The organism is Brevundimonas sp. ALps5, assembly GCF_058681645.1.
The window spans coordinates 2,609,923-2,628,621 of sequence record NZ_CM178744.1 but is presented as its reverse complement, the minus strand read 5'-3'; the positions used below and the strand labels follow the sequence as shown (position 1 = coordinate 2,628,621).

At 69.4% G+C, this 18,699-nt stretch carries 15 protein-coding genes; 12 read left to right on the top strand and 3 right to left on the bottom strand.

The window, feature by feature from the left end:
• Position 1: 1 nt before the first annotated feature.
• Entirely contained in the window at positions 2 to 1,594 is a 1,593-nt protein-coding gene (locus tag ACW172_RS12655; protein WP_492031797.1) for a M28 family peptidase, read from the bottom strand.
• A 78-nt stretch (positions 1,595 to 1,672) separates the two neighbouring features.
• Positions 1,673 to 3,343: a M28 family metallopeptidase gene (locus ACW172_RS12650; protein WP_492031796.1), complete on the bottom strand. Its 1,671-nt coding sequence runs from the start codon at positions 3,341 to 3,343 to the stop codon at positions 1,673 to 1,675.
• Positions 3,344 to 3,439: 96 nt separating this feature from the next.
• Here ACW172_RS12650 and ACW172_RS12645 point away from each other — a divergent pair, with 96 nt between their 5' ends.
• The 6 genes from ACW172_RS12645 to ACW172_RS12620 all read left to right on the top strand — a co-directional run bounded on the left by ACW172_RS12645 (position 3,440) and on the right by ACW172_RS12620 (position 10,940).
• Positions 3,440 to 3,907 carry a GyrI-like domain-containing protein gene (locus tag ACW172_RS12645; RefSeq protein ID WP_492031795.1) on the top strand — a complete coding sequence of 156 codons (468 nt, stop codon included), beginning with the start codon at positions 3,440 to 3,442 and terminating at the stop codon, positions 3,905 to 3,907.
• A gap of 45 nt (positions 3,908 to 3,952) precedes the next feature.
• A complete protein-coding gene (locus tag ACW172_RS12640) occupies positions 3,953 to 5,029 on the top strand; it encodes a site-specific DNA-methyltransferase (RefSeq protein ID WP_492031794.1) in 1,077 nt (358 codons plus the stop codon).
• A 77-nt stretch (positions 5,030 to 5,106) separates the two neighbouring features.
• Positions 5,107 to 5,847 (top strand): ABC transporter ATP-binding protein, encoded by a 741-nt coding sequence (locus ACW172_RS12635; protein ID WP_492031793.1) that lies wholly within the window; start codon positions 5,107 to 5,109, stop codon positions 5,845 to 5,847.
• Positions 5,844 to 7,400, top strand: a complete 1,557-nt coding sequence (locus tag ACW172_RS12630) for a putative ABC transporter permease subunit (protein WP_492031792.1) — start codon at positions 5,844 to 5,846, stop codon at positions 7,398 to 7,400. Before ACW172_RS12635 ends, ACW172_RS12630 begins: the two co-directional genes overlap by 4 nt.
• 150 nt (positions 7,401 to 7,550) lie before the next feature.
• Positions 7,551 to 8,666: a glycosyltransferase family 4 protein gene (locus ACW172_RS12625; protein WP_492031791.1), complete on the top strand. Its 1,116-nt coding sequence runs from the start codon at positions 7,551 to 7,553 to the stop codon at positions 8,664 to 8,666.
• Positions 8,667 to 8,792: 126 nt separating this feature from the next.
• The gene (locus ACW172_RS12620; protein WP_492031790.1) at positions 8,793 to 10,940 is read left to right on the top strand and encodes an amylo-alpha-1,6-glucosidase; all 2,148 of its coding nucleotides are present in this window, start codon (positions 8,793 to 8,795) and stop codon (positions 10,938 to 10,940) included.
• Here the strand turns inward: ACW172_RS12620 and mutY are convergent.
• A complete protein-coding gene (mutY, locus tag ACW172_RS12615; RefSeq protein WP_492031789.1) occupies positions 10,937 to 11,974 on the bottom strand; it encodes an A/G-specific adenine glycosylase in 1,038 nt (345 codons plus the stop codon). The two genes, ACW172_RS12620 and mutY, sit on opposite strands and share 4 nt — an antisense overlap.
• A 20-nt stretch (positions 11,975 to 11,994) precedes the next feature.
• Here mutY and ACW172_RS12610 point away from each other — a divergent pair, with 20 nt between their 5' ends.
• The 6 genes from ACW172_RS12610 to smc all read left to right on the top strand — a co-directional run bounded on the left by ACW172_RS12610 (position 11,995) and on the right by smc (position 18,668).
• Entirely contained in the window at positions 11,995 to 12,567 is a 573-nt protein-coding gene (locus tag ACW172_RS12610; RefSeq protein ID WP_492031788.1) for a DUF721 domain-containing protein, read from the top strand.
• 95 nt (positions 12,568 to 12,662) lie between these two features.
• Entirely contained in the window at positions 12,663 to 13,304 is a 642-nt protein-coding gene (locus ACW172_RS12605; protein WP_492031787.1) for a DsbA family protein, read from the top strand.
• A gap of 26 nt (positions 13,305 to 13,330) precedes the next feature.
• Complete coding sequence (locus ACW172_RS12600) at positions 13,331 to 13,960, top strand: DsbA family protein (RefSeq protein WP_492031786.1); 630 nt, start codon at positions 13,331 to 13,333, stop codon at positions 13,958 to 13,960.
• Positions 13,961 to 13,964: 4 nt separating this feature from the next.
• Complete coding sequence (locus ACW172_RS12595) at positions 13,965 to 14,582, top strand: DsbA family protein (RefSeq protein ID WP_492031785.1); 618 nt, start codon at positions 13,965 to 13,967, stop codon at positions 14,580 to 14,582.
• 4 nt (positions 14,583 to 14,586) lie between these two features.
• Positions 14,587 to 15,210, top strand: a complete 624-nt coding sequence (locus tag ACW172_RS12590) for a DsbA family protein (protein ID WP_492031784.1) — start codon at positions 14,587 to 14,589, stop codon at positions 15,208 to 15,210.
• Between the two features lie 20 nt (positions 15,211 to 15,230).
• The gene (gene smc, locus ACW172_RS12585; protein WP_492031783.1) at positions 15,231 to 18,668 is read left to right on the top strand and encodes a chromosome segregation protein SMC; all 3,438 of its coding nucleotides are present in this window, start codon (positions 15,231 to 15,233) and stop codon (positions 18,666 to 18,668) included.
• Positions 18,669 to 18,699 lie beyond the last annotated feature (31 nt).

Below are 18,699 nucleotides of genomic sequence, written 5' to 3'. Positions count from 1 at the left end.
CTTAGCGCCGGGCGGCGTCGCTCTCGTGCCGGATGGCGGCGAACTCCGAGGTCGGCTTCCACTGCGGCCAGCTGGTGCTATCGGCGACTTCCTGACCCAGCTGATAGAGCAGCTTCAGGTTCTGCAGGGCGGCGGTGAAGTCGTAGTCGGGCCGCCATTCGTCGTCGAGCTTGTGGTAATATTTCGCCATCTGGGCCTGGTAGTAGGGCCGTCCGACGGCCTCGCCGCCCTCGACGAAGTCGACGCCGGTCCAGGGCATCAGGGCCGGGACCCCGCCCGCCGCGAAGTTGAAGTGGTCGCTGCGGTAGTAGTAGCCCTGCTCGGGCTCGCCGTCGCCGACGACGTGGCGGCCTTCGCGCTGGGCCAGACGCTCCAGATCATCCTCCAGCCCCGACTTGCCGATGCCGAAGATGGCGATGGTCTTCGTCGCCGGGGTGAAGGGCAGCATGTCGATGTTGATGTCGGCCGCGGTTTTTTCGAGCGGATAGACGGGGTGGGTCGCGTACCACTCCGAACCCAGCAGGCCCTGCTCCTCGGCCGTCACGTGCAGGAAGACGACGGTGCGTTCCGGCGGCGGACCGGCCTTGAAGGCGCGGGCCATTTCCAGCACGCCCGAGGTGCCCGAGGCGTTGTCCCAGGCGCCGTTGAAGATGCGATCGCCGTTGGCGTCCGGATCGGCGGCGACGCCGACGTGGTCCCAGTGCGCCGAATAGACCAGGTATTCGTCCGGACGGGTCGTCCCGGGAATCTTGGCCAGCAGGTTATGGGAGTGGATGACCTCGGCCATCTCGTCGATGTCGACGCTGAGCTTCAGGCCGGTGTCTTCGGCCTTGAAGGCGCCGCCAGCCTTGGCGGCGGCCAGAACCGGCTGGAAGTCCTCGCCCTTGGAGGAGGCCATGGCGGTGGCGACATCCAAGGTCATCGTGCCACTGAAGGCCGTCTCATGGGCGCCGGTGATGGTCATGCGCGGACGACCGCCGCCGCGCATGCCGCGTCCGCCGGACACTTCGTACAGGGTGATGACGCCGACGGCGCCGCGCTTGATCGCCTCGTTCACCTTGTGGGTCGAGGAGCCGTAGAAGTTGGGATCGGCGCCGAAGGCGGCCGGCTGGCCGCTGAGCACGACCACCACCTTGCCCGTCAGGTCGATGTTTCCGTAGTCGTCCCAGTTCCGCTCGGGCGCGACGACGCCGTAGCCGGCGAAAACGATCGGCACATTGTCCAGCTTCACATGGCCGTCGGCGGCGCCGGCGCGGACGATCAGCCCGCTCTCGACCGGATGGGTGGCGCCGTCGACGCCGGTCCAGCTGACCGTGGCCGGATGCGCCGGGGTCAGGCGCAGCAGATCGACCGGCTGCAGCCACTGACCGTCCGGACCGCCCGGCTGAAGGCCCATGGCCTCATACTGGGCCTGCAGATAGGCCAGGGTCAGCTGCTCGCCGATCTTGCCGGGGAAGCGGCCTTCCAGGCTGTCGTCGGACAGATACTTGATGTGGTCGGACAGGCGCTGGGCCGAGAAGTCCTGGGCCGAGGCCGGCAGGGCCAGAAGCAACATCGCCGAGGCGGCGACGCCGCAAGTCAGTCGGGCCAGCATCAAGGAAACTCCGTGGAAAATGCGCGCGCACCTTAGGGCGGCCGCTCAGGACCGCCCCTTACATTTTTGTAATGCAGTCTACTGCCGTTCCGCGGCGCTGACAGCGCGGGCCGGACCGAACTCCGAACCCGTCTTCCACTGCGGCCAGTCGCGACTGTCGGCCAGGGCCCGGCCGATGTCGTAATAGACCGTCAGGTCTTCCATCTGGCCGCGATAGTCCCAGTCGGCGGACCATTCGTCGTCGGCCTGATGGTAGCGTTTGGCGGTGTATTCGTCGCGGGCGGCGATGCGGGCCTCGACGGGGGCGTCGCGGAATGTTCCGCCGCTCTCGGCATAGGCCATGGGCACGCCCTCCTTGGCCAGCGGGAAGTGGTCGGAGCGGAAGTAGTAGCCGGCCTGGGTGTTGGCGTCGGGCTCGATGACCCGGCCCTGCGCCTCGACCGCCGCGGTGACGCGCTCGTCGAAGTCGGACTGGCCGAAGCCGATGATGCTCATCGCCGTGGTGCGACCGTAGACATTGGCCGAGTCCATGTTGAAGCCGCCGACGGTCTTCTCCAGCGGATAGAGGGGGTTGGCCGCATAGTATTCCGAGCCGAGCAGGCCGCTTTCCTCACCGGTGAAGCTGATGGCCACGATCGAGCGCTGGGTGCGGGGCGCGGCGCCGAATACACGGGCGATTTCCAGCAGGCCCGAGGTGCCCGAGGCGTTGTCGACCGCGCCGTTGAAGATGGCGTCGCCGTTGGCGTCGGGCGTCCCGACCCCGATGTGATCCCAGTGGGCGGTGTAGAGGATGGTCTCGTCCGGATGGGTCGTGCCCGGCAGGCGGGCGACGACGTTGTGGCTCTCGATCCGGTCGGTCTTCAGGTCGAACATGGCGTCCATGCCGGCGCCGGTCAGGGTCACCGGATGGAAGTCGCGGCTGCGCGCCTGAACCTTCAGGGCCTCGAAGTCGAGACCGGCGTGCTGGAACAGCTCAACGGCGACGTCGCGCTGGATCCAGGCCTCCATGGCGACGCGCTCCTTCGACGGATCGGCGCGCTGGATGTCGAACTGCGGCGCGGTCCAGGAGTTGCGGACGGTGCCCCAGCCGTAGGAGGCCGGCGCGGTCTCATGCACGATCAGAACGCCAGCGGCCCCCTGACGCGCGGCCTCCTCGTACTTGTACGTCCAGCGGCCGTAATAGGTCATGGCCTTGCCGCCGAAGGTGTCCAGCGACGGGTCCTCGAAGTCGGCGTCATTGACGAGCACGACGAGGATCTTGCCCTTCAGGTCCATGCCCTTGAAGTCGTCCCAGTTCCGCTCCGGCGCCTTGATGCCGTAACCGACGAAGACCAGCGGGGCGTTCATCAGCATGACGTGGCCCGAGGCGTTGGGCAGGCGGGTCGAGGCGACGATCTGTTCGCCCTGGGCCAGAGGCAGGGTCCAGTCGCCGACCTTCAGCTGGGCCTTGAAGTCCTCGACCTCGAAGCGGTTCAGGGCCACGGCCTGGGTCCACAGGCGCGAGCCGTCGGCCTGCAGGTCCCCGCCCGGCTCGAAGCCTGCGGCGGCGTATTGCTCGCTCAGATATTTGATGACCTTGGGCTCGGCCTCGGTGGCGATGCCCCGGCCCTCGAAGCTGTCGTCGGCCAGGATCCGGATGTGCTCCGACAGTTTGGCGGCGTCGAAGGCGGGCTCGGCGCTCTGGGCCGCGGCCATGGTGGACAGGGCGACGCCGGACATCAGGGCGGCGAGGGACAGGGTCAGACGCATGGCAACTCCGGGGGAACGTTCGGCGTGACCCTATTCAGCGTCGCCGGAGGAGTCGATGTCTTCCCAGTGTCGCAGTCCGCAGCCTAGTCTGGCGCCATGACCCCATCCCGCTTCGAGACCGGCCGCCCCATGCTTCTGGCGGGCCTGCGCCGCTGGTACGCCTTCTCCGAGGGCCCCAGCCAGATCCCCGTCGTCTGGAAGGACTTCGTCACCCGCCTTCCCCTGCCCGGTCAGGTCGGCGGCCGCACCTACGGCGCCACCTGCCAGATGGACCCGGAGGGCCAGCGCTTCGAATATATGTGCGCTGCCGAGGTCGAGACCTTCGACGGCCTGCCGGAAGATCTCGGCCGGATGCGCGTGCCTGAGGCCCACTACGCCGTCTTCGTTCACGCCGCCCCGGTCTGGACCATCCGCGACACCATCGAGGCCAGCCACGCCTGGCTGGCGTCCAACGGCGAATGGAAGAACGCGGGCACGCCTGACTTCGAACGCTACGGCCCGGCCTACGACGCCGCGACCGGCATGGGCGACACCGAGATCTGGCTGCCGGTTACCCGGCCTTAACCGTAAGGATTCACCATACCGGCTCCACTCCCCGGAGCTGTGCGCGTGACCGATCTGAAGACCGACATCATCCACCTTGGCGACTGCCTCGAGGTTCTGCGCGGCCTGCCGTCGAAGTCGGTCGATATGGTCTTCGCCGACCCGCCCTATAATCTGCAGCTGGGCGGCGACCTGCTGCGTCCGGACAATTCCAAGGTCGACGCGGTCGACGACGACTGGGACAAGTTCGACAGCTTCGCCGCCTATGACGCCTTCTGCCGCGACTGGCTGAAGGAGTGCCGCCGGGTCCTCAAGGACGAGGGCTCGATCTGGGTCATCGGCAGCTACCACAACATCTTCCGCCTGGGCGTCGCCATCCAGGACATGGGCTACTGGGTCCTGAACGACATCATCTGGCGCAAGTCCAACCCGATGCCGAACTTCAAGGGCACCCGGTTCACCAACGCACACGAGACCCTGATCTGGGCCGCCAAGTCGCGTGAGCAGAAGCGCTACACCTTCAACTACGATGCCCTGAAGGCCTTCAACGAAGACACCCAGATGCGCTCGGACTGGACCTTCCCGCTGTGCACCGGCGAGGAGCGGATCAAGGGCGAGGACGGCAAGAAGGCCCACCCGACCCAGAAGCCCGAGGCCCTGCTGCACCGGGTGATCCTGGCCGCGACCAAGCCGGGCGACGTGATCCTGGATCCCTTCTTCGGCACGGGCACCACGGGCGCCGCCGCCAAGCGTCTGGGCCGCAAATTCATCGGCATCGAGCGCGACGAGACCTACGCCAGGGTCGCCGAGACCCGCATCGCGACCGTCATCCCTGCCGCGCCCGAGGACCTGAAGGTCATGGGCTCCAAGCGGGCCGAGGTGAAGGTGCCCTTCGGCGCCCTGGTCGAGGCCGGCCTTCTGGCCCCCGGCGACCGCCTCTATTCGCCCAAGGGCGACCGCGAGGCCCGCGTCCGCGCCGACGGCTCGCTGGTGTCCGGCGAGTTCACCGGCTCGATCCACAAACTGGGCGCAATCCTGGAAAACGCCCCGGCCTGCAACGGCTGGACCTACTGGCGCTTCAAGACCGATCAGGGCTTCAAGTCCATCGACGCCCTGCGCTCGGAAATCCGCGCGACGCTGTAGCCCTCGCGAATTACGCGCGCGTCATTTGACCTCCCGATCCGCGGGCGGCAGGGTCGGAGCGTGACGGGGGACAGCCTATGACCGACAGTGCGCTCGAGATCCGGGGCCTGCGAAAGACGTTCAGCCGCCCGGCGGTGGACAACCTCGACCTGACCGTCAAGGCCGGCGAGCTCTATGCCCTGCTGGGGCCGAACGGGGCGGGCAAGACGACGACGCTGCGCATGGTCGCTGGACTGACCAGGGCCGACGCCGGGTCGATCCGCGTCTTCGGGACCGACGCCATCACCGATCCGGTCGCGGCCAAGCGGCTGATCGCCTGGCTGCCGGACGAGCCCATGCTCTACGACAAGCTGACGCCGATGGAGTATCTCGAGTTCGTCGCCGGCCTGTGGGGCGTGGACGCGAAGACGGCGCGCAAGCGGGCCCAGGAGCTTCTGGAGTTCCTCGCCCTGTGGCCCCATCGCGGCGAGCGCTGCGAGGGCTTTTCGCGCGGCATGAAGCAGAAGGCGGCCCTCGCGGGCGCCCTGATCCACGAACCCAAACTGCTCATGCTGGACGAGCCCCTGACCGGTCTCGACGCCGCCATGGCGCGTCAGGTCAAGGATCTGCTGCAAGACCGTGTCCGGGCCGGCGCCACCGTCATCCTGACCACCCACATCCTCGACGTCGCGGAGCGGATGTCTGACCGCATCGGCATCATCCAGCACGGCAAGCTGCTGGCCGAAGGCACGCTGGAAGAGCTGCGGGCAAGGTCCGGGCACGGCGGCGCCACTCTGGAAGACGTCTTCCTCGACCTCGTCGGCGCGGACGTCTCGTGATCAGCGCCGTCGTCCGGATGCTGCCGCCGGGATCGGCCGCCTGGCTTCTGGCCGCCGAGGTTCGTCTCGGCCTGCGCGGCATGAGCGGCAAGCGCGGGGTCAGCGGCTCGAAGATCGCCCTGGTCCTGATCAGCCTGTTCGCCATCGCCGGGGTGGTGTTCGGCGGCGTCGCCCTGGGCTTCCTCGCCTCCCGGTGGCCCCTGCCGATCACGCCGCTGTCGGCCCTGATCGTTGACGCGGCCTGCGTGGTCCTGTTCACCCTGATGCTGTCCCAGGCCATCAATCTGGCGGTTCAGGCGCTTTACGAGCGCGGCGACCTCGACCTGCTGCTGTCCTCGCCCCTGAGGCCGCGCGTGGTCCTGACCGTTCGGGCCCTGTCGATCACCGTCGTCGCCTCGATCCTCTACGTCCTGCTGGTGACGCCCTTCGTGATCACCGCCTCGGTGCTGGGGCGGCCCGAATGGCTGTCGCTGTTCGTCATCCTGATCTCGCTTTCGATGGTCGCGACGGCGCTCGGCATCCTGATGACCATGGGACTGTTCGCCCTGATCGGACCGCGCAAGACCCGCGTGGTGGCCCAGGTGATCGCCGCCCTCGTCGGCGGCCTGATGTTCATCCTGAGCCAAGCCTACAACTTCACCCGGCATGAGGACGGGCACGGCTCGTCCGGCGTCTCGGACCTGGCCCTCAGCCTGACCGGCAGCCCGCTGCTGGCGCCGAGCGGTCCGCTGGCCTGGCCGGTGCGCGCCCTGACCGCCAGCCCCCTGCCTCTGGCCGTCATTGGCGGGATCGGCCTGATCCTGTTCGTCCTGGTGGTCAGAAGCCTCGGCCCGCGCTTCGCCAAGGACGCGGCCGCCGCCGTGGGCGAGAAGTCGACCCCGGCCCGGACCAAGGGCGCGGACGGCGCCTTCGCCGACGGCCTGACCCGCGCGATGGTCCGAAAGGAACTGCGGCTTCTGGCCCGCGACCCGCAGCTGATCAGCCAGATTCTGCTGCGCATCGTCTATCTGATCCCGCTCGGCGTGGTCCTGTTCAAGAACGCCCATGCCGGGACCACGCCGATCTTTCTGTCGTCGGCCATCGTCTTCATGGCGGGCCAACTGGCCGGCAGCTTCGCCTGGATCGCCATCTCGGCCGAGGACAGCCCCGACCTGCTGCGCTCGGCGCCGATCGACCGCGCCCTCGCCGACCGGGCCAAGCTGATCGCCGCCCTGATCCCGACCTTCGTCCTGACCGGCATCGCCATCGGCGGCTTCGCGGTCATGGCGCCGCTGAAGGCGGTGGTGGTGGCGATCGGATGCGTTTGCGCCGCCGCCTCGTCCGGCCTGATCCAGATCTGGCGTCAGAAACCCGCCACGCGGAAGACCTTCAACCAACGCCAGCGTGGCGGCTCCTGGCTGGTCAATATCGTCGAGATGCTGGTTCAGGCCGGCTGGGGCGGGGCGACGGCCATGGCTCTGGCCGGTCTGTTCTGGGCCGCGATCCCGGCGGCCCTGGCCTTGCTGGCCACCCTGGCCCTCTACCGCTCGCCGCAAAAGCGCTGGGAGTCCTGAACTCTGGACGAAATGTCCGGAAACGCACAGATGTAACGCGTGTAACCCACCGCAATCACTGAAGAAAATTGCATGTTCCGCGATGGAACTTCGCAGTTGCGAGAACATTGATGTCTACGGCCCGGCTGAGCGGGTCGGAGCACACACATCATGAAGATCGCCCAGGTCACCCCGCTGTACGAGGCCGTCCCTCCGAAGCTCTATGGAGGGACCGAACGGGTGGTCGCCCATCTGACCGACGCCCTCGTCGATCTGGGCCATGAGGTCACCCTGTTCGCCAGCGCCGACGCGCGGACGAAGGCCCGGCTGATCCCGGTGCGCGATCAGGCGATCCGGCTGGACCCCGCTCCGCTCAAGTCCGACCTCGCCGCCCACCTGACCATGCTGGCCGAGGTGATGGACCGGGTCGACGAGTTCGACGTCATCCACTTCCACACCGACATGATCCACTTCCCCATGTTCCGGAAGTATGCCGACAAGACCCTGACGACCCTGCACGGCCGGCTCGACATGAAGGACCTGCCAGAGGTCTATGAGCGGTTCACCGATTTCGGCCTGATCTCCATTTCCGACGACCAGCGCAAGCCGTTGGCCTTCGCCAACTGGAAGGCGACGGTTCACCACGGCATGCCCGCCGAGCAATACCGCTTCTCGGCCAAATCGGAGGGTTACCTTGCCTTCCTCGGCCGCATCTCGCCCGAGAAGCGTCCCGACCGGGCCATCGAAATCGCGACCAAACTGGGCAAGCGGCTCAAGATCGCGGCCAAGGTCGATGCCGCCGACCGCGTCTATTACGAGGACAGGATCAAGCCGCTGATCGACGGCAATCCGCTGATCGAGTTCATCGGCGAGATCGGCGACCACCAGAAGTCCGACTTCCTGGGCGGCGCCGAGGCCCTGCTCTTCCCCATCGACTGGCCCGAGCCGTTCGGCCTGGTGATGATCGAGGCCATGGCCTGCGGCACGCCGGTCATCGCCTTCAAATGCGGTTCGACCACCGAGATCATCGAGGACGGCGCCACCGGCTATCTGGTCGACACCATGGAACAGGCGATCGCCGCCGCCGACCGGGTCGGGCAGTTGGACCGCGAGGCCGTGCGCGCCCGCTTCGAACTGCGCTTCTCGGCGACCGCAATGGCGAGGCGCTATCTCGACGTCTACGGCGACCTGCTGGCCAAACGCCCCTTCGCGGAGGCGCCGCTGGACGATGTGGTGACGCCGCTGCGGCCGATGGACGAACCACGCAGCTTCGCCGCGGCTGGATAAACTACGTTCCTTCGCGCGGTCGGCTGAACCGTCGCGCTTCTCAGCCATTAGGCCATGAAGCGGACAGTCTAGAGCCGCATTTGGGTGGGACGGTTCAGGCGACCCGAAGCCGCGTGCGGAGTTTCCATGGACGACAGCTACTCGGTCCAGACCACGGCCGCGGAGACCGGCGAGACCGGCGGTCTCGACACCCTTCAGGCGCTCAAGGACGGCGACACCTTCCTGGTCGCCGACGGCTGGGGCGATATGAAGGGCGGGGCCGACGGCCTGTTCGACAGCGACACGCGACTGCTGTCGCGGTTCCAGATGACCGCGGGGATGGCCCGCCCCTCGCGGCTGTCGTCCGGCGTGTCGCGCGACAACGTCTTCTTCACCGCCCATTCGACCAATCGGCCCCTGCCCCCGATGGGCGGGCGTTCGGCGCCGGCGGGCGTGATGCATATCGAGCGGCGGCGGTTCCTCTGGAACCGGCGGATGTTCGAGCGGGTGCGGATGGTCAATCACGGCGTCGAGGATGTCCTGCTGCCGCTGGCCTTCGACTTCGCGGCCGACTTCGCCGACATCTTCCAGGTGCGCGGCACCCTGCGCGAGAAGCGCGGCACGGTGCATACGCCGACCCACGACGGGCGGCGCGTGACCTTCAGATACACCGGGCTGGACGACGTCGAGCGGACCAGCTGCCTGTCCTTCTCCGAACCCCCGGCCCGGCTGTCGGGGACCCGCGCCGAATTCATGTTCAGTCTGCCGAAGGGCCGGCGGATGGACCTCTACATCGAATGCGGCGGCGAGGCCTGCACGACGCCCGACCCACTGCGCTGGCGCGAGAATGCGCTGGAGGCCAGGCTATCGATGCGGCGACGGCGCCGACGCGGCGCCTCCCTGCGCGGGCCGCGCAGCCCGCTGTTCAACCAGTGGCTGGACCAGTCACGCGCCGACATGGCGCTGCTGACCACCGACCTGCCGACCGGCCCCTACCCCTATGCCGGGACGCCCTGGTTCTCGACGCCGTTCGGCCGTGACGGCATCCTCAGCGCCTGGCAGATGCTGTGGCTCGATCCGTCGCTGGCGAGGGGCGTCCTGACCTATCTGGCGGCGCGTCAGGCGACCGAGGTCTCGGCCTTCCACGACTCGGCGCCCGGCAAGATCATGCACGAGACGCGCGGCGGCGAGATGAGCGCCCTGCACGAGGTGCCGTTCGGCCTCTATTACGGCGGGGTCGACACCACCTGCCTGTTCATCGCCCTGGCCGGCGCCTATGCCCGCCGGACCGGCGACCTCGATCTGATCCGCAAGCTCTGGCCCAATCTGGTCGCGGCCTCGGAGTGGATGCGCGACTACGGCGACAGCAACGGCGACGGCCTGATCGACTATGCGCGCGGCGCTGACACCGGCCTGTCCAACCAGGGCTGGAAGGACAGTGAGGATTCGATCTTCCACCGCGACGGGCGGTTCCCCAAGGGGCCGATCGCCCTGCTGGAGGTGCAGGGCTATGCCTATGCCGCCTGGCTGGCCATGGCCGACCTCGGCGCCCGGGTCGGCGATGCCCGCGCCCAGGCCTGGGAGGATCACGCCCACGAGGTCCGCTTCCTGGTCGAGGACAGGTTCTGGATGGAGGACGAGGGCTTCTACGCCATCGCCCTGGACGGCGACGGGGAACAATGCCGCTCCATCGGCTCCAACGCCGGCCACCTGCTGTTCAGCGGCCTGCCGTCGAAGGCCCGGGCCGAGCGGGTGACGCGGCGCATGCTGTCGAACGAGTTCCGCAGCGGTTGGGGCTTGAGGACGCTGGCCAAGGGTCAGGCCAGGTTCAATCCGATGAGCTATCACAACGGCTCGGTTTGGCCGCACGACACCTCCATCGCCGTGGCGGGGATGGCGCGCTACGGCGAGCGCGACGCCGTCTCGACCATCCTCGGCGAAATCTACACCGCCGCCAGCCACTTCCAGATGCGGCTGCCCGAGCTGTTCTGCGGCTTCGACCGCGAGCCCGGCGAAGGCCCCATCGCCTATCCGGTCGCCTGCCTGCCCCAGGCCTGGGCGGCGGGCTCGGCCTTCCTGATGCTGCAGGCGTCGCTGGGCGTGGACGTCAATGCGCTGGACGGGGTGGTCACCGTCGCCAACCCGACCCTGCCGACCGGCGTCGACCGGCTGACGGTGTCGGAGCTGCGGGTCGGGACGTCGAAGGTCGACCTGATCTTCGAACGCATCGGCGAGGGCACGGTCCTGATGCCCAAGGGCAAACAGGGAGATATCCGGATCCTGACGTCGCGCTAGGCGGCGCTCGCCAGCCCCCGCTCAAGCGCCTTTCGAAACACTGTCGGCAGGGCCTTCAGCGCCTCGGCCTCGGGCATCCAGACGAAGTCGCCCGTCCCCTCAGCCACCCGCACCGACAGGGTCAGGCTGAAGTGGGTGAAGACGTGTTCGATGGCGCCCGCGTCAGTCCAGTCAGCCTCGACTGGTGGGGCTTCGGATGGCGCGGCGGACCAGTCGCTGGTCTGCAGGCCGAGCATGCCGCCGAGCAGGCCCTTGTCCGGGCGCTGGACCAGGGCGACGCGGCCGGCGCCGTCGCGCAGCACCCAAGCGAAGCCGTTGCGGTGCGGTCGGTCCGCCTTCTTCGTCTTCACCGGGAAGCGTTCGGGTTCGCCCGTCCGGTAGCCGGCGCACCATGAGCTGATCGGGCAGATCAGGCAGGACGGCGACTTCGGGCGGCAGACGGTGGCGCCGAGGTCCATCAGGGCCTGGGCCCAGTCGCCGGGCCGATGGGCGTCGACCAGCGATCCGGCCAGCGTGCGCAGTTCGGGCCGGGCGGCGGGCACGGGCGTCTCGACCGCGAACAGCCGGGCCATGACCCGTTCGACATTGCCGTCGACCACATTGGCCTCACGGTCGAAGGCGATGGCGGCGACCGCCGCAGCGGTGTAGGCGCCCACTCCTGGCAGGGCCAGCAGCCCCGCCTCGGTGTCCGGAAACACGCCGCCGTGCTGATCCGCCACGGCGCGGGCGCTGGCCAGCAGATTGCGGGCGCGGGCGTAGTAGCCGAGGCCCGCCCAGGCGGCCATCAGATCGGCGTCGGCGACGGCGGCCAGATCGCCGACCGTCGGCCAGCGCTCGGTGAAGCTCTCGAAATAGGGTGTCGCGTGTGGGACGGTCGTCTGCTGCAGCATCACCTCGGACAGCCAGACGCGGTAGGGGTCGGTGCGCTCCGCCGCTCCAGGCGGCGCGCGCCAGGGCAGGGTCCGCGCGCGTTCGTCGTACCAGGCCAGCAGGGCGGCGCGCAGATCGGATTTGTGGAGGGCGACGTCGGGCATCAGTGAGGCTATATAGGGCCATGGCCCGGGACCTGCCCACGGAAAGCGAAGCGCGCGAGATCCTCGCCCGCCGACGCACGCGCCCCGCGCCCCGCCCGGCCCCGCCCGCCGGCCGCGCCCTCACCGGCTTCATCAAGGAACTGGACGAAAAGTTCGGACGCGGCGCGAGCGCGCTTGAGCCCCGCTGGCGCGAGATCGTCGGCGACCAGCTGGCCCGCGTCACCCGCCCGCAGAAGCTGACCCGCGGCAAGGGCGGGGCGCCGGGGACGCTGGAATTGCGGGTCGCGGGCCCCGCGGCCCTGCTGGTCCAGCATCAGTCGGCCGAGATCCTGTCGCGGGTGAACCTGTTCCTGGGCCCCGGTTCGGTCGACAAGCTGCGGATCGCCCAGGGGCCGGTGAAGCCCTTGGCCCAGCCCGCCGCCTCGACCAAGGGGGCGCGCCGCCGCATCGATCCGCTGGACGCAGCCACCGAAGCCGAGCTGACGCAGTCGGTGTCGAAGGCCCCCGAGGCCCTGCGCGCGGCCCTCGCCGGACTGGGCCGGGCGGTGCTGTCCGACGAGGCGAAACAGCGCTCACGCAGCCCGCGCCGTTGACAAAACTTCGCCGCACCTGTTCTCGAAAGCTGTCGATGCGCGCCTTCCCGGGGAATCGCGTGATCATCGTTCGCCATTGTCTGTAGAAAGAGCCCATGCGTCCCAGCAAGCCCTTCAAATTCGGATCGATGAGCCGCCGTGCGGCGATCACCGGCGCGGCGCTCGCCGCCATGGCCACCCTGTCGGCGTGCGGCGGCGGCGGCGGTTATCAGGAAGCCGAGGGCGACATGGGTCTGGGCGCCGCCAAGGGCGCCAAGGTCACCGTGGTGGAATACGCCTCGGTCACCTGCAGCCACTGCGCCGCCTGGCAGGAAGAGGTCTGGCCGCAGTTCAAGGCCAAGTACGTCGACACCAACAAGATCCGCTATGTCTTCCGAGAATTCCCGACCCCGCCGGTCCCGGTCGCCGCCGCCGGCTTCCTGGTCGCGCGCTGCGCCGGGGAGGACAAGTATTTCGACGTGATCCACGAGATCATGGCCAGCCAGGCCGAGATCTTCGGCGGCACGCCGCCGCGTAACGTCCTGCTGCGCATCGCCCAGGGCGCCGGTCTGAGCGAGGCCCAGTTCACCGCATGCGTCACCGACACCAAGGCCGCTGAGGCCCTGGACAAGCGGGTCAAGGCGGGGATCGACGCCGGTGTGGACGGCACGCCGAGCTTCTTCGTCAACGGCGAGAAGGTGGCGGATTCGAGCCTGACCAGCCTGTCGGCCAAGATCGACGCCGCCCTCGCAAAGTGACCCCAGCTGATCCGGAAAACCAGACCATGAACCTGATGAAGACACTGACCGGATCGGTCCTCGCCCTTCTGGCCCTGACCCTCGCGGCCTGCGGCGGCGGCGGCGGCAAGGCCGCGGAGGGCGACATGGCCCTGGGCGCCGCCGAGGGCGCCAAGGTCACGGTGATCGAATACGCCTCGCCGTCCTGCCCCCACTGCGCCCTGTGGCAGAAGAACACCTGGCCGGCGTTCAAGGCCCGCTACGTCGACACCAACAAGGTCCGCTACATCTTCCGCGAACTGCCGACCCCGCCGCAGGACGTGGCCACCGCCGGCATCCTGCTGGCCCGCTGCGCCGGTCCGGACAAATATTTCGACGTGATGCACGAGCTTCTGGCCAGCCAGGACGAATGGCGTTCCGGCGCCCTGTCGCCCAACGCCTCGCTGGTCAAGACGGCCCAGGCCTTCGGCTTCAGCCAGGAGCAGTACACCGCCTGCATCACTAACCCGGACAACATCGCCGCCCTCGAGAAACGCATCTCGGCCGCGACTGCCGCGGGCGTCACCGGCACCCCGACCTTCAAGGTCAACGGCAAGGACGTGATCACGCCCGGCAGCGACGAGGGCACCAAACTGCCCGACCTGGCCCAGGCCATCGACGCCGAGCTGGCGAAGTAGGCCCATGCATCCGTTCCGCCGTCTTTTCCTGATCCTGACGCTGGCGGCGGCCCCGCTGGCGACTGTCGCCACGCCGGTCCTGGCCGGCGACCTGCCGCCGGTCACCGCCGAGGACCGTGTCCTGGGCCGTGCCGATGCTCCGGTGACGGTGGTGGAATACGCCTCCTTCGTCTGTCCGCACTGCGCGGCCTGGCACAAGGACGTCTATCCGGCCTTCAAGGCGCGCTACATCGACACCGGCAAGGTGAAACTGGTCTATCGCACCCTGCCGACCTCGCCCGAGGACTTCGCCATGACCGCCGCCGGCATCGCCCGGTGTTCGCGGCCCGAGCGGTTCTTCACTGTCGTGGATTCCCTGTTCGACGGCCAGCCTGCCTTCTATGCCGGGAGCCGGACCTGGCTCCGCGACGCGGTCGCCCTCAGCGGCCGTACAGATGACGAGATGAAGGCGTGCTTCCAGGACCCGGCCACGGAGGCCCGGATCAACGCCGAGATCGCCGGGGCCGCGGCCGCCGGCGTCGAGGGCACCCCGACCTTCTTCGTCAACGGCCGCAAGATCGCCGATCCGTCGCTGGACAGCCTCGGCGCCGCTATCGACGCCGCCCACGGACCCGGACACTGAGCCCATGTCGATGCTCCGCCGACTGATCCTGACCCTGATGCTGGCGTCCCCGCTGCTGGCTTCAGCGGTTCTGCCCTCGCAAGCCTGGGCCGGCAACCTGCCGCGCGTGGGCTCGGCCGACCGGACCATCGGCGATCCGCGTGCCCCGGTGACGGTGGTGGAGTACGGCTCCCTCGCCTGCCCGCACTGCGCCGAATGGCAGATGTCGAACTGGTATGCGTTCAAGGAGCAGTATGTCGATACGGGCCAGGTCCGCTTCGTCTTCCGCGACATGCTGACCGAGCCGGTGACCGAAGCGACCCAGGCCGCCGCCATCGCCCGCTGCTCGGCGCCCGAGCAGTATTTCGAGGTCCTGCATACCTTCTATCGCTGGCAGTCGACGGCCCGGAACTTCGGCCCGGTCAGCGAATGGTACGACCGCGCCATCGCCGTCAGCGGCCGGTCGCGCGAGGAAATCAACGCCTGCGTCCAGGACCCGGCGACCCTGGCCGCCATCCGCGAGGCCATGACAGGCGGCATCGCCGCGGGCGTGACCAAGACCCCGACCTTCTTCGTCAACGGCAAGGTGGTCGCCGACGGCTCGCTCGAGACCCTGGGCGCCGCCATCGACGAAGCCTCCGGCCGCTAAAGCGAGGGCCGGGGGACGCGATGCAATTCCAGCGCCTCCGCCTCGTCGGCTTCAAGTCCTTCGTCGATGCGTCGGAGGTCCAGATCGAGCCCGGCCTGACCGGCATCGTCGGCCCCAACGGCTGCGGCAAGTCCAACGTCCTTGAATCCATGCGCTGGGTCATGGGCGCCAACTCGGCCAAGGCCATGCGTGGTCAGGGCATGGACGACGTCATCTTCGCCGGCGCCTCGAACCGGCCGCCACGCAACCATGCCGAAGTCCAGCTGACCATCGACAACGCCCAGCGTCGGGCGCCCCAGCCCTTCACCGACAGTCCGGTGCTGGAGGTCTCGCGCCGCATCGACCGGGGCCAGGGCTCGACCTACCGGATCAACGGCAAGGAGGTCCGGGCCCGCGACGTCCAGCTGCTGTTCGCCGATGCCTCGACCGGCGCCAACTCCCCGGCCCTCGTGCGTCAGGGCCAGATCAGCGAACTCATCGCCGCCAAGCCCCAGAACCGTCGCCGTATCCTTGAGGAAGCCGGCGGTGTCGCGGGCCTGCACACGCGCCGGCACGAGGCCGAGCTGCGGCTGAAGGCGGCCGAGTCGAACCTCGAACGCCTCGACGACATCGGCAAGGAGCTGGAGACGGCCCTGACCCGGCTGAAGCGCGAGGCGCGGCAGGCGGAGAAGTACAAGAAGATCTCGGCCGAGATCCGCGCCTTGCAGTCGGCCCTGCTGTTCGTACGCTGGAACGACGCCCGGGTCGCGGCCGAGGCCGCCGCCGGCGAACTGCGCGAGGCCGACCGGGCTGTGGCCGAGGCGACCGCCGCCGCCGCCGCCGCCCAGACCGCCGCCCTGAAGGCTCAGGAAGGCTTGAAGCCTGCCCGCGAGGAAGACGCCGTCGCCGCCGCCCTGCTGCACCGCGCCAGCCTCGAACGCGACCGACTGGACATGGCCGAGCAGCAGGCCCGGGCCGAGGTCGACCGGCTGAAGGCCGAGGGTGCGCGCATCGCCGCCGACGCCGAACGCGAGGAGAAGATGTCGGAGGATGCGGCGGCCGAACTGGCCCGCCTGACCGCCGAGCTCGAAACCCTGACCGCCGAGGTCGCCGCGGCGCCCGCACGTGGTCCGGAACTGGAGGCCGCCCTCGTCGCCGCCGAGGAGGGCCGCCGGGCCGCCGACGCCGAGGTCGAGCGTCTGGCCGGAACCCTCGCCGCCGTCGAGGCCCGCGCCAATGCCGAAACGGCCCGCAAGCGGGATGCGGAAGCCCGCGTCGCCCGCGCCCGCTCAGGGCTCGATCAGGCGAAACGCGAACGCGAGGCCCTGGGGCCGCTGGAGACGCCCGAGCTGGCCACCGCCCGCACGGCTCTGGACGAGGCGACCGCCGCCCTGACCGCCGCCCGCGCCGCCGTCGAGGCCGCCGAGGCGAAGCGCGGCGACCTGGCCCGCGCCGAGCAGGAGGCCCGCACCGAGGCCCGCGCCGCCGAGGACAAGCTGGGCCGCCTCCAGACCGAGGCCCGGGGTCTGGCCTCCCTGCTGGTCACCAGCAAGCGCGAGCACGCCCCGGCGCTGGACAAGGTTTCCGCCGACAAGGGCTATGAGGCCGCCCTGGCCGCCGCTCTGGGCGACGATCTGGACGCCGCGCTGGACCCGAAGGCCGCCGCCTACTGGGCCGGCGCGACGCCCCCTACCCCGAATTGGCCGACGGGCGTGTCGCCCCTGTCCGACCATGTGAAGGCGCCCGATCAACTGACCGCGCGGCTGGCCCTGTGCGGCGTGGCGGACAAGGCGGATGCGGCGAAGCTGGCGCAAGGCCTGCCGCCGGGCGCCCGTCTGGTGACGAAGGAAGGCGACCTCTATCGCTGGGACGGCTTCGTCTCGCGCGCCGAGGCCCCGCGTCCGGCCGCCGTGCGTCTGGCCCAGCGCGGCCGTCTGGCCGAGCTGGAAGCCGCCATCGACGAGGGCAAGCCGGCGCTGGAGACGGCGCAATCCGCCCAGAAGGCCGCGACCGAAGCCTTCCGCGCCGCCGAAGAGGCCGTGAAGACCGCGCGCCTCGCCCCCTTCGCCGCCGACAAGGCCGTCACCGCCGCCCGCGACAAGGTCGAGAGCCTGAGCCGCGATCAGGCCCGCCGCGAAGCGCGCGCCCAGGCCCTGGACGAGACCCTGGCCCGCCAGACCACCGAGGTCGAGGCCGCCGAGGCCGCCCTCGCCGAGGCCATGTCGGTCGACGCCCCCTCCGAGACCCTGGCCGGGCTGCGCGACGAACTGGCCGCCGCCCGCCTCGCCGCCGACGCCGCCCGCGCCGCCTCGGCTCAGGCCCGCGCCGACCGCGACGCCGAGGCCCGCGAACGCTCGGGCCGGGAGGCGCGTCTGGCCAATCTGACCCGCGAGCGCGACGGCTGGGCGACCCGGTCGAAGGACGCCGCCGCCCGCATCAAGACCCTGGCCGGTGATGCGGAGAAGTCCGCCGCTTTGCTGAAACAGGCCTCCGCCGCGCCCGAGGCCCTCGCCGCCCAGCGCAACACCCTGCTGGACGCCCTGACCGCCGCCGAGACCCGCCGCAAGGCCTCCTCGGATGCGCTGGCGGTCGCGGAAGGGGAAGCCGGGGACGCCGACCGGGCCTCCAGAGCCGCCGATGCCGCCGCCTCCTCCGCGCGCGAGGCCCGCGCCGGTCTGTCGGCCCGGGCCGAGGCCGCCGCCGACCGCCTGCTGGACGCCGCCAACACCGTGCGCGAGACGGCCCAGATGGAGCCCGAGGCCCTGGGCCAGAAACTGATCGACGACGCCATCGCGCGCCCGCCGGACGCGGCCGGGGCTGAGAGCCTGCTCTACGGTCTGGAGCGCGAGCGCGAGCAGTTGGGACCGGTCAATCTGCGCGCCGAGGATGAAGCCGAGGAATATGGCGAGCGGCTGAACACCATGCGCATCGAGCGCTCGGACCTGACCGGCGCCATCGCCCGCCTGCGCGACGGCATCGACGAGTTGAACGCCGAGGGCCGCGAACGGCTGATCGCCGCCTTCGACGTCATCAACGACAACTTCAAGAGCCTGTTCGAGGCCCTGTTCGGCGGCGGTCAGGCCGAGCTGAAGCTGGTCGAGAGCGACGACCCGCTGGAGGCCGGGCTGGAGATCTTCGCCTGCCCGCCCGGCAAGCGACTGTCGGTGATGAGCCTGATGTCCGGCGGCGAACAGGCCCTGACGGCCGCGGCCCTGATCTTCGCCGTCTTCCTGGCCAACCCCGCCCCCGTCTGCGTGCTGGACGAGGTCGACGCCCCGCTCGACGACGCCAACGTCGACCGCTTCTGCCGCATGCTGCACGAGATGCGCAGCCGCACCGACACCCGCTTCATCGTCATCACCCACAACCCGGTGACCATGAGCCGCATGGACCGCCTCTACGGCGTCACCATGCCCGAACGCGGCGTCAGCCAGCTGGTCAGTGTCGACCTGCATCAGGCCGAAAAGCTGGTGGCGTAACTTGACCCTCTCCCATAGGGAGAGGGCTTGA

Excerpts from the sequence above, each read along its gene's own strand:
- ACW172_RS12645 (WP_492031795.1), top strand. The coding sequence starts at position 3,440 with ATGACCCCATCCCGCTTCGAGACCGGCCGCCCCATGCTTCTGGCGGGC.
- ACW172_RS12620 (WP_492031790.1), top strand. The coding sequence starts at position 8,793 with ATGGACGACAGCTACTCGGTCCAGACCACGGCCGCGGAGACCGGCGAG.
- smc (WP_492031783.1), top strand. The coding sequence starts at position 15,231 with ATGCAATTCCAGCGCCTCCGCCTCGTCGGCTTCAAGTCCTTCGTCGAT.
- ACW172_RS12655 (WP_492031797.1), bottom strand. The coding sequence starts at position 1,594 with ATGCTGGCCCGACTGACTTGCGGCGTCGCCGCCTCGGCGATGTTGCTT.
- ACW172_RS12595 (WP_492031785.1), top strand. The coding sequence starts at position 13,965 with ATGCATCCGTTCCGCCGTCTTTTCCTGATCCTGACGCTGGCGGCGGCC.
- ACW172_RS12625 (WP_492031791.1), top strand. The coding sequence starts at position 7,551 with ATGAAGATCGCCCAGGTCACCCCGCTGTACGAGGCCGTCCCTCCGAAG.
- ACW172_RS12605 (WP_492031787.1), top strand. The coding sequence starts at position 12,663 with ATGCGTCCCAGCAAGCCCTTCAAATTCGGATCGATGAGCCGCCGTGCG.
- ACW172_RS12635 (WP_492031793.1), top strand. The coding sequence starts at position 5,107 with ATGACCGACAGTGCGCTCGAGATCCGGGGCCTGCGAAAGACGTTCAGC.
- ACW172_RS12610 (WP_492031788.1), top strand. The coding sequence starts at position 11,995 with ATGGCCCGGGACCTGCCCACGGAAAGCGAAGCGCGCGAGATCCTCGCC.
- ACW172_RS12590 (WP_492031784.1), top strand. The coding sequence starts at position 14,587 with ATGTCGATGCTCCGCCGACTGATCCTGACCCTGATGCTGGCGTCCCCG.
- ACW172_RS12650 (WP_492031796.1), bottom strand. The coding sequence starts at position 3,343 with ATGCGTCTGACCCTGTCCCTCGCCGCCCTGATGTCCGGCGTCGCCCTG.
- ACW172_RS12600 (WP_492031786.1), top strand. The coding sequence starts at position 13,331 with ATGAACCTGATGAAGACACTGACCGGATCGGTCCTCGCCCTTCTGGCC.
- mutY (WP_492031789.1), bottom strand. The coding sequence starts at position 11,974 with ATGCCCGACGTCGCCCTCCACAAATCCGATCTGCGCGCCGCCCTGCTG.